The organism is Bradyrhizobium sp. Leo170, from assembly GCF_004296405.1.
GTDB lineage: Bacteria > Pseudomonadota > Alphaproteobacteria > Rhizobiales > Xanthobacteraceae > Bradyrhizobium.
In genome coordinates this window covers 1-7,601 of record NZ_PSRR01000390.1, presented here as the reverse complement: position 1 = coordinate 7,601, position 7,601 = coordinate 1, and the positions used below count along the sequence as shown (strand labels likewise).

Genomic DNA, 7,601 nt, shown 5'->3' with positions numbered 1-7,601 from the left:
CACCACCACGGGCGGGATGCTTGATGGTGGGCACGCTTCGCTCTGCCCACCCTACAATTCAGGTGTGGCTGATCACACCTGCGGCGTGCCCTGGCGCCATTGGCCGCCGGCGATCTTGGCAGCGGCGATCACGGCCTGGGTTCGGCTTTCGACGCCGAGCTTTTGCAGGATCGCGGACACATGCGCCTTGATGGTGGCTTCGGAGACGCCGAGCTCGTAGGCGATCTGCTTGTTGAGCAACCCCTCCGACAGCATCATCAGGACACGCACCTGCTGCGGCGTCAGCGTCACCAGCCGGTCACGCAGCCGCGCCATCTCGGGATCGCCGGCCGACGACAGGTCGGTGTCGGCGGGAACCCAGACGTCGCCGTCCATCACCTTCATGATGGCATCGCGCAGCGTATCGACGCCGAAGCGCTTCGGGATGAAGCCCGACGCGCCGAAATCAAGCGAGCGGCGGATCGTGGTGGCATCATCGCTGGCTGATACGATCACCACCGGAATCGCCGGATACTGCGCGCGCAGATAGATCAGGCCGGAGAAGCCGCTGATCCCCGGCATGGTCAGGTCGAGCAGAATTAGGTCAACGTCAGCGTCCTTCTCGAGCAAGGCGGTGAGCTCGTCGAACGAACCTGCTTCGGTAATGGCGGCCGCACTGACGACGCTCGCGACTGCCTGCCGCAGCGCATCGCGGAACAGCGGATGGTCATCGGCGATGACAAGATGGGTCTGGACAGCAACGGTCATCGGTATCTCTTGAGCGGGTCGCCGCCCCCTTTTTTGTCCCTTGTCCTCCGAGCGAAGGCTGCGTGCAAGCCGTAATTCTACCGTCTGTCGAAGCAGTTAATGCGCGCGCTTGTGCGTCGCAACACGCGGGCCGAAGTCCGGATCGGGACCGCGCAACCGGCAACTCCTCGCAGCGTGGAAGGGCGTGAAAAGGGCCGAAAGTCGTATTGGGGCGGCTTTTGCCGCGATGTTACCCTCCTTCCAAGCCCGTAGCTCATCCGGCCGAACTCGGCAGGCGAGTTCACCAGCAATAATTTGGGGGGAATGATCCAGATGTCCACAATGACTGCAAGTTCGGCGCGCCCTGGCGGCATGACAAAGGATGAACGCTTCGTCATCCTTGCCTCCTCGCTCGGTACCGTCTTCGAGTGGTACGACTTCTACCTGTACGGATCGCTGGCCAGCATCATCGGCGCGCAGTTCTTCTCGGCCTATCCGCCGGCGACTCGCGACATTTTCGCCCTGCTGGCCTTCGCCGCCGGCTTCCTGGTGCGTCCGTTCGGCGCCATCGTGTTCGGCCGCGTCGGTGACATCGTCGGCCGCAAATACACATTCCTTGTGACCATCCTGATCATGGGCCTGTCGACCTTCATCGTCGGCCTGTTGCCCAACGCCGCCACCATCGGCATCGCCGCGCCGGTCATCCTGATCGCGTTGCGCCTGCTGCAGGGCCTTGCGCTCGGCGGAGAATATGGCGGTGCAGCAACCTATGTCGCCGAGCATTCCCCGCAGGGCAAGCGCGGCTACTACACCTCCTTCATCCAGACCACCGCCACGCTCGGCCTGTTCCTGTCGCTGCTAGTGATCCTGTTCACCCGCACAATGACCGGCGAGCAGGCCTTTGCGGAATGGGGCTGGCGCATTCCGTTCCTGGTGTCGGTGCTGCTGCTCGGTATCTCCGTCTGGATCCGGCTGCGGCTGAACGAATCGCCGGTGTTCCAGCGCATGAAGGACGAGGGCAAGAGTTCCAAGGCACCGCTGACGGAAGCCTTCGCCAACTGGGCCAACGCCAAGATCGTGCTGCTCGCCCTGATTGGCGGCACCATGGGCCAGGGCGTGGTCTGGTACACGGGCCAGTTCTACGCGCTGTTCTTCCTGCAATCGATCCTGAAGGTCGACGGCTACACCGCCAACCTCCTGATTGCCTGGTCGCTCCTGCTCGGCACCGGTTTCTTCATCGTGTTCGGCATGCTGTCCGACAAGATCGGCCGCAAGCCGATCATCCTCGCCGGCTGCGCGATCGCTGCGCTGACCTTCATCCCGATCTTCAAGATGATCACCACCAACGCCAACCCCGCGCTGGAAAAGGCGATCGAATCGACCAAGGTCGAGGTGGTGGCCGATCCCAAGGGCTGCGGCGACCTGTTCAACCCGGTCGGCACCCGCGTCTTCACCGCGCCTTGCGACACCGCGCGTGCCTACCTCGCCCAGTCGTCGGTGAAGTACGCGACGACCTCCGGCCCGGCCGGCTCCGGCGTGAAGGTCGTCGTCAACGGCAAGGAAGTGCCTTACGCTGACGCCAAGACTTCCAATGCTGCGGTGCTGGCGGCGATCCAGGCGGCGGGCTATCCGAAGACGGGCGACGCCGGCATCGTGAAAATGTCGCACCCGTTCGACATCTTCCGTCCGCAGGTCGCGGCCGTGATCGGGCTGTTGTTCATCCTGGTGCTCTTCGTCACCATGGTCTACGGCCCGATCGCCGCCATGCTGGTCGAACTGTTCCCGACCCGCATCCGCTACACCTCGATGTCGCTGCCCTACCACATCGGCAACGGCTGGTTCGGCGGCCTGCTGCCGGCGACCGCGTTCGCGATCGTGGCCTCGACCGGCGACATCTATGCCGGCCTCTGGTACCCGATCATCTTCGCGGCGATCACCGCGGTGGTCGGTTTCCTGTTCCTGCCGGAGACCAAGGACGTCGATATCAGCAAGACCTGAGACGAATCGCGCTTCCAGCGTTTGCTCGATCGGCCGCGGAGCGATCCGCGGCCGATTTTCTTTGAGCTGGCTGATCTCCAAGTTTCGTAGCCCGGGTGGAGCGCAGCGCAACCCGGGACACTTGTGTCGACATCTACCAGCGGTCCCGGGTTACGCTGGCGCTTCACCCGGGCTACGGAGCTTCCCGTGAGGAGAGACGATCTGCGTCATTTTGTGCTTCCGACGAATTGCAGCACGACCTCGCGCCGGTGCGGCCTGGCGCGATGCTCGATCAGGTAGATCGCTTGCCAGGTGCCGAGCGCGAATTCGCCTTCGAGTACCGGAACCTGGAGCGAGGTCGACGTCAGCATGGTCTTGATATGCGCCGGCATGTCGTCGGGACCTTCGGTGTCATGGCGCCATCCGCCATTCTCGGGCGCGAGGCGGCGCAGCACGGTGAGGAGATCCTCGAGCACGGTCGGATCGGCATTCTCCTGGATGGTCAGCGACGCCGAGGTGTGGCGGATGAACAGCGTCACTTGCCCCTCGGCCCCGCGCGCCTCGCGCAGGAATTTTGCGACCTCCGATGTGAGGTTGGTGAAGCCAACGCCCGGCGTGTGCACGGTCAGTAGCGATGACACGATGGTGGTGGCACTGGCGATTGATGGGGCGCTGCGCGAGAGTGAGGTCATGAACGAAGGACCTATCTACAAACGAACTAAATCTTCCCCGACGCGTCGCGCTGCACGCGGTTGGCCATCTCGACCAGGCGGCGCCAGGCTCGCTCGAGGAACGACATCATGCGGTCCATATCCTGATCGCTCGGCAACGGGATTTCGATCCTGCGTCCGCCCTCGGCGACCTTCGGCTCGCTTTTCTTCAGCGAATCCGATTTCGGCAACACCTCGTCGGTCTTGCCGGTGGTGGTCGGATCGCGCTGCGCGAGCTCGGCCTTGAGCGTCTCGTTCTCGGCCTGCAGCCGGCCGATTTCCGCGTCCATCGCGGTGCGCTCGTCGGGCACGGCATAGCAGGCCCAGCCCGTACCCGAATTATTGTTGCAGGTTGAGACCGTGCCGGTCCGCGTGTCGAGCCGCAGCACGCCATCGGCGGTGGTTGACAGCGCGTAACGGCCGTTCTCGGTATCCGGCCGGGATTGGGCAAAGGCTGTGCCGCTCAGGCTCAAGCTCAACGCCACACCGGCCAGGACCGTGGAAACTTTCGAGGATGAGTTTCGCATCGGCTTCCTCCCGCAAGATCAGCGTGCCCCTATACATCCGACGTATAGGGCGGCCTGCCCGACTTCAATGCATCGGCGAGCAAATCCAGCCGGTCCTGCCCCCAAAATACCTCGCCATCCAGCACATAGGCGGGCGAGCCGAATACGTCGGCCGTTATCGCATCCTGACGGTTCTGCTCATAGGCCGCGCTGATCGCCTCCGAAGCGGAACGTTCCACCAGCTTGCTGCCGGGCAGGCCCGCTTCGTCGGCAAGGCGCGCCACTGTCGCGGGATCGGCGAGATCGAGCTGGTCCTCCCAGACCGCGACAAAACCGCGCTTCAGGAAAAGATCGGGATAGAGCCCCAGCTCGATCGCAGCGATGACCGCGCCGTCTGCAAGGCGGGCATTAAGGCGGGCATTGAAGGGCCAGTGCGCGGGCTTGAGATGAAACTGCAATCCGCGCCGGTCGCGCCAGCGCTGCAATTCCACCATCCGATAACGTTGCCGCACCGGGTGGCGCTTGAGAAGCGGCAAGCCGCCGGTCTCCGAGAACAGGTCGACCAGCACCACCGGCTTGTAGTTCACCTTGAGATCAAAGCCAGTGACGAGATCGCGGAACGGCTGGTGACCGATATAGGCCCAGGGAGATTGAAACGAGAAGTAGTAGTCGACCTGGCGCGACATGACGGCTCCGAGCGGGATTGGTGCGATGATGCGCCCATCCCAACAGAGCGTCCCGACCGGTGCAAGACCGCCGCGGCCTGAATGTCCGCTGTTGCGTTGCGATGACAGGTCGCAGACATCTGGAATATCTCCAAAGAAGTGCAATCGAATCAATGCGCTAACTGGTCGTTACGCAATCTTGACTTGATCGGACGCGGTAAGTATGGTCCGCGCGGCTTTTGAGGGTGGCGGCGCAATTTCCATCAACCGCAGCATCGTTTAGTGTCTGCCGCATGGCGGAAAACAAAAACGACAACGCAAGTGGAAATCGCGACCAGTCGTCGTCCGACGAAGCTGCGCTTTCCGCAAGGCTCGGAAGTCTGGATCATCGGTTGTCCGAAATACGCGACAGCCGCAAAATCAGGACTGATCAATCCGGAACTGAAAGCGGAGACGGTGCCGCCAGAGCTTCCGCTATGGCGCTCGGTTTCCGGCTTTCCTCGGAATTGGTTGCGGGCGTTGTCGTCGGGGCGGTGATTGGCTGGGGATTCGACCGTCTGCTGTCGACATCGCCGTTCGGTCTCATCGTGTTCCTGCTGCTCGGCTTCACGGCCGGCGTGGTCAACGTGGTGAGGTCTGCAGGCGTGGCCTCAGGCAAGCGCTGAGTTCTGGCGGAAGTCACGACATCTGTAATTCGATTGCCGGCGGATAAGCCGGGGGACCAAGAGCCGCGCGGATGAAAATCGATCCGATCCACCAGTTCAATATCGAGCCCCTCTTCACGATCGGCCATATCGGCGATCACACGATCGCCTTCACCAATTCGACGCTCTACATGTTCGTGGCGGTGGCGTTGATCTCGGTACTGATGCTGGCGAGCGGCCGGCAACTGGTTCCGGGGCGCCTGCAGTCGGTCGCCGAAATCTCTTACGAGTTCGTCGCCAGCACCATCCGCAGCACCGCCGGCGCGGAAGGCATGAAGTTCTTCCCGCTGATCTTCTCGCTGTTCATGTTCATCTGCGTCTCGAACCTCGTGGGCATCATCCCCTACACGTTCACGATTTCGAGCCACCTGATCGTCACCGCAGCGCTCGCGCTGCTCGTGTTCTTCACCGTCCTGATCTACGGCGTCTACAAGAACGGACTGAAGTTCTTCAAGATTTTCGTGCCGTCCGGCGTTCCGATCTACATCCTGCCGCTGGTCATGTTCATCGAGATCCTGTCGTTCTTCCTGCGGCCGGTCTCGCACAGCGTGCGTCTGTTCGCCAACATGCTGGCCGGCCATATCGCGCTGAAGGTGTTCGCGGGTTTCGTCGCGATGCTCGGCGTCTCGCTGGGCGCCATCGGCTGGCTCGGCGGTGTGATGCCGCTGGCCCTCACGGTCGCATTGACCGCGCTCGAATTGCTGGTCGCTTTCCTGCAAGCCTACGTGTTTGCGATCCTGACCTGCATCTACCTCAACGACGCCATTCATCCGGGACACTGAGCGGTCCGGGGAATTTCCACCCACATCTGTCTTTCTCTCCAAGGAGCAAACTATGGAACCGGCAGCAGCTAAACTTATCGGCGCGGGCATCGCGTGCATCGGCATGGGCGGTGCGGGCGTCGGCGTCGGCGTTATCTTCGGGAACTACCTTGCCGCCGCGGTGCGCAATCCGTCCGCCGCCCAGGGCCAGTTCGGCAACCTGATCTTCGGCTTCGCCGTGACCGAAGCGCTCGGCATCTTCTCGCTGCTGATCGCGTTGCTCTTGCTGTTCGTTCCGCTCTGAGCGGTACACTTTTGCGCCGCCTGCGGGCGGCGTCCGTGACAGCTACAGGAGAACACCATGGCTGAGAGTCATGGCGAAGCATCAGGCCAGAAGGCCGGCGCCCACACCGAAGCCGATGGCGGCCACGGCGGAGCTTTCCCTCCGTTCGATTCGTCCACCTTCGCCTCGCAACTGGTGTCGCTGGCTATCGCCTTTGTCGTGCTCTACATCATCGTGTCGCGTTTCGCGCTGCCGCGTGTCGGCGGCGTGATCGAAGCGCGCCAGAACATGATCGAGGGCGATTTGGCGGAAGCGCAAAAGCTCAAGGACGAGTCCGCGGCTGCGCTGAAGGCTTATGAGAACGACCTGGCGGCCGCGCGCTCCCGCGCTCAGGCCATCAGCAGCGAGACCCGCGAGAAGCTGAACGCGGCCTCCGAAGCCGAACGCAAGGTGCTGGAGGACAAGCTTACAGCCAAGCTCCACGACGCCGAGAAAACCATCGCGGCGACGCGGGCGGCGGCGATGAGCAATGTCCGCGGCATCGCGGCGGACGCGGCGACCGCGATCGTGCAGCGGCTAACCGGCGTGGCGCCGGATGGCGCTGCGGTGAACGGCGCCGTCGACGCCTCGCTGAAGGGACAAGCCTGATGTTGACCGAGCCGGAAACCTGGGTTGCGATCGCCTTCGTCATCCTGATGGTGGTGTTTGCCTATCTCGGCATCCATCGCACGGTGCTGAAGGCGCTGGACAACCGCAGCGAACGCATCAAGGCCGAACTCGACGACGCTCGCCGCCTGAAGGAAGAGGCCGCAAAGCTGCTCGCCGAATACAAGGCCAAGCGCACGACTGCCGAGCGCGAGGCGGAGGAAATCGTCGCGAGCGCCAAGGCGGACGCCGAACGCATCGCGGCTGAAGCCAAGACGAAGATGGAAGATTTTGTCGCGCGGCGGACCAAGACCGCCGAGAACAAGATCGCGCTCGCCGAAGCCCAGGCTTTGGCGGATGTCCGTGCCGCTGCGGCGGATGCCGCCGTGACGGCGGCGTCCACCATCCTGTCGCAGTCGGTCAAGGGCTCCGTCGCCGACGACCTCCTCGCCAAGGGAATCGCCGAGGTTCGTTCCAAGCTGAACTGAGCGGCTTCAACGCAAATCAAAAAAGCCGGCGCGAGATGATCGCGCCGGCTTTTTTGTTTGGGACTGTCTTGTAGGGTGGGCAAAAGCGAAGCGTGCCCACCTTTCTTGCACCGAACGTGGATGGTGGGCACGCTTC

At 62.9% G+C, this 7,601-nt stretch carries 10 protein-coding genes; 6 read left to right on the top strand and 4 right to left on the bottom strand.

Annotation, left to right across the window (positions count from 1 at the left end):
- Positions 1 to 72: 72 nt before the first annotated feature.
- Entirely contained in the window at positions 73 to 747 is a 675-nt protein-coding gene (locus CWO89_RS38005) for a response regulator (protein ID WP_130583479.1), read from the bottom strand.
- Between the two features lie 351 nt (positions 748 to 1,098).
- Between CWO89_RS38005 and CWO89_RS38000 the strand changes: the two genes are divergently transcribed.
- Entirely contained in the window at positions 1,099 to 2,724 is a 1,626-nt protein-coding gene (locus tag CWO89_RS38000; RefSeq protein ID WP_207234654.1) for an MFS transporter, read from the top strand.
- 206 nt (positions 2,725 to 2,930) lie between these two features.
- On the opposite strand, the gene CWO89_RS37995 is transcribed toward CWO89_RS38000, so the two are convergent.
- From CWO89_RS37995 to CWO89_RS37985, 3 genes are read right to left on the bottom strand one after another with little or no spacing between them, the layout of a single operon-like run.
- A complete protein-coding gene (locus CWO89_RS37995; protein WP_130583477.1) occupies positions 2,931 to 3,395 on the bottom strand; it encodes a secondary thiamine-phosphate synthase enzyme YjbQ in 465 nt (154 codons plus the stop codon).
- 26 nt (positions 3,396 to 3,421) lie between these two features.
- Complete coding sequence (locus CWO89_RS37990) at positions 3,422 to 3,940, bottom strand: hypothetical protein (protein WP_130583476.1); 519 nt, start codon at positions 3,938 to 3,940, stop codon at positions 3,422 to 3,424.
- A 29-nt stretch (positions 3,941 to 3,969) separates the two neighbouring features.
- A complete protein-coding gene (locus CWO89_RS37985) occupies positions 3,970 to 4,605 on the bottom strand; it encodes a 2-hydroxychromene-2-carboxylate isomerase (protein WP_130583475.1) in 636 nt (211 codons plus the stop codon).
- A gap of 272 nt (positions 4,606 to 4,877) precedes the next feature.
- Here CWO89_RS37985 and CWO89_RS37980 point away from each other — a divergent pair, with 272 nt between their 5' ends.
- The 5 genes from CWO89_RS37980 (at position 4,878) to CWO89_RS37960 (ending at position 7,465) form a co-directional block, all read left to right on the top strand.
- Positions 4,878 to 5,249 (top strand): AtpZ/AtpI family protein, encoded by a 372-nt coding sequence (locus CWO89_RS37980; RefSeq protein WP_130583480.1) that lies wholly within the window; start codon positions 4,878 to 4,880, stop codon positions 5,247 to 5,249.
- A gap of 71 nt (positions 5,250 to 5,320) precedes the next feature.
- On the top strand, positions 5,321 to 6,070 hold the full coding sequence (locus CWO89_RS37975; protein WP_130583474.1) for a F0F1 ATP synthase subunit A: 750 nt from the start codon (positions 5,321 to 5,323) through the stop codon (positions 6,068 to 6,070).
- 52 nt (positions 6,071 to 6,122) lie between these two features.
- Positions 6,123 to 6,353, top strand: a complete 231-nt coding sequence (locus CWO89_RS37970; RefSeq protein ID WP_027537362.1) for a F0F1 ATP synthase subunit C — start codon at positions 6,123 to 6,125, stop codon at positions 6,351 to 6,353.
- 57 nt (positions 6,354 to 6,410) lie between these two features.
- Positions 6,411 to 6,980 carry a F0F1 ATP synthase subunit B family protein gene (locus CWO89_RS37965; protein WP_130583473.1) on the top strand — a complete coding sequence of 190 codons (570 nt, stop codon included), beginning with the start codon at positions 6,411 to 6,413 and terminating at the stop codon, positions 6,978 to 6,980.
- Complete coding sequence (locus CWO89_RS37960) at positions 6,980 to 7,465, top strand: F0F1 ATP synthase subunit B family protein (protein ID WP_130583472.1); 486 nt, start codon at positions 6,980 to 6,982, stop codon at positions 7,463 to 7,465. The genes CWO89_RS37965 and CWO89_RS37960 overlap by 1 nt, the downstream gene beginning before the upstream one ends.
- The last annotated feature ends 136 nt before the right edge of the window (positions 7,466 to 7,601 follow it).

What these genes read in the sequence shown, in the direction of transcription:
- CWO89_RS38005 (WP_130583479.1), bottom strand. Translation starts at nt 747, where the DNA reads ATGACCGTTGCTGTCCAGACCCATCTTGTCATCGCCGATGACCATCCG.
- CWO89_RS38000 (WP_207234654.1), top strand. Translation starts at nt 1,099, where the DNA reads ATGACAAAGGATGAACGCTTCGTCATCCTTGCCTCCTCGCTCGGTACC.
- CWO89_RS37995 (WP_130583477.1), bottom strand. Translation starts at nt 3,395, where the DNA reads ATGACCTCACTCTCGCGCAGCGCCCCATCAATCGCCAGTGCCACCACC.
- CWO89_RS37990 (WP_130583476.1), bottom strand. Translation starts at nt 3,940, where the DNA reads ATGCGAAACTCATCCTCGAAAGTTTCCACGGTCCTGGCCGGTGTGGCG.
- CWO89_RS37985 (WP_130583475.1), bottom strand. Translation starts at nt 4,605, where the DNA reads ATGTCGCGCCAGGTCGACTACTACTTCTCGTTTCAATCTCCCTGGGCC.
- CWO89_RS37980 (WP_130583480.1), top strand. Translation starts at nt 4,878, where the DNA reads ATGGCGGAAAACAAAAACGACAACGCAAGTGGAAATCGCGACCAGTCG.
- CWO89_RS37975 (WP_130583474.1), top strand. Translation starts at nt 5,321, where the DNA reads ATGAAAATCGATCCGATCCACCAGTTCAATATCGAGCCCCTCTTCACG.
- CWO89_RS37970 (WP_027537362.1), top strand. Translation starts at nt 6,123, where the DNA reads ATGGAACCGGCAGCAGCTAAACTTATCGGCGCGGGCATCGCGTGCATC.
- CWO89_RS37965 (WP_130583473.1), top strand. Translation starts at nt 6,411, where the DNA reads ATGGCTGAGAGTCATGGCGAAGCATCAGGCCAGAAGGCCGGCGCCCAC.
- CWO89_RS37960 (WP_130583472.1), top strand. Translation starts at nt 6,980, where the DNA reads ATGTTGACCGAGCCGGAAACCTGGGTTGCGATCGCCTTCGTCATCCTG.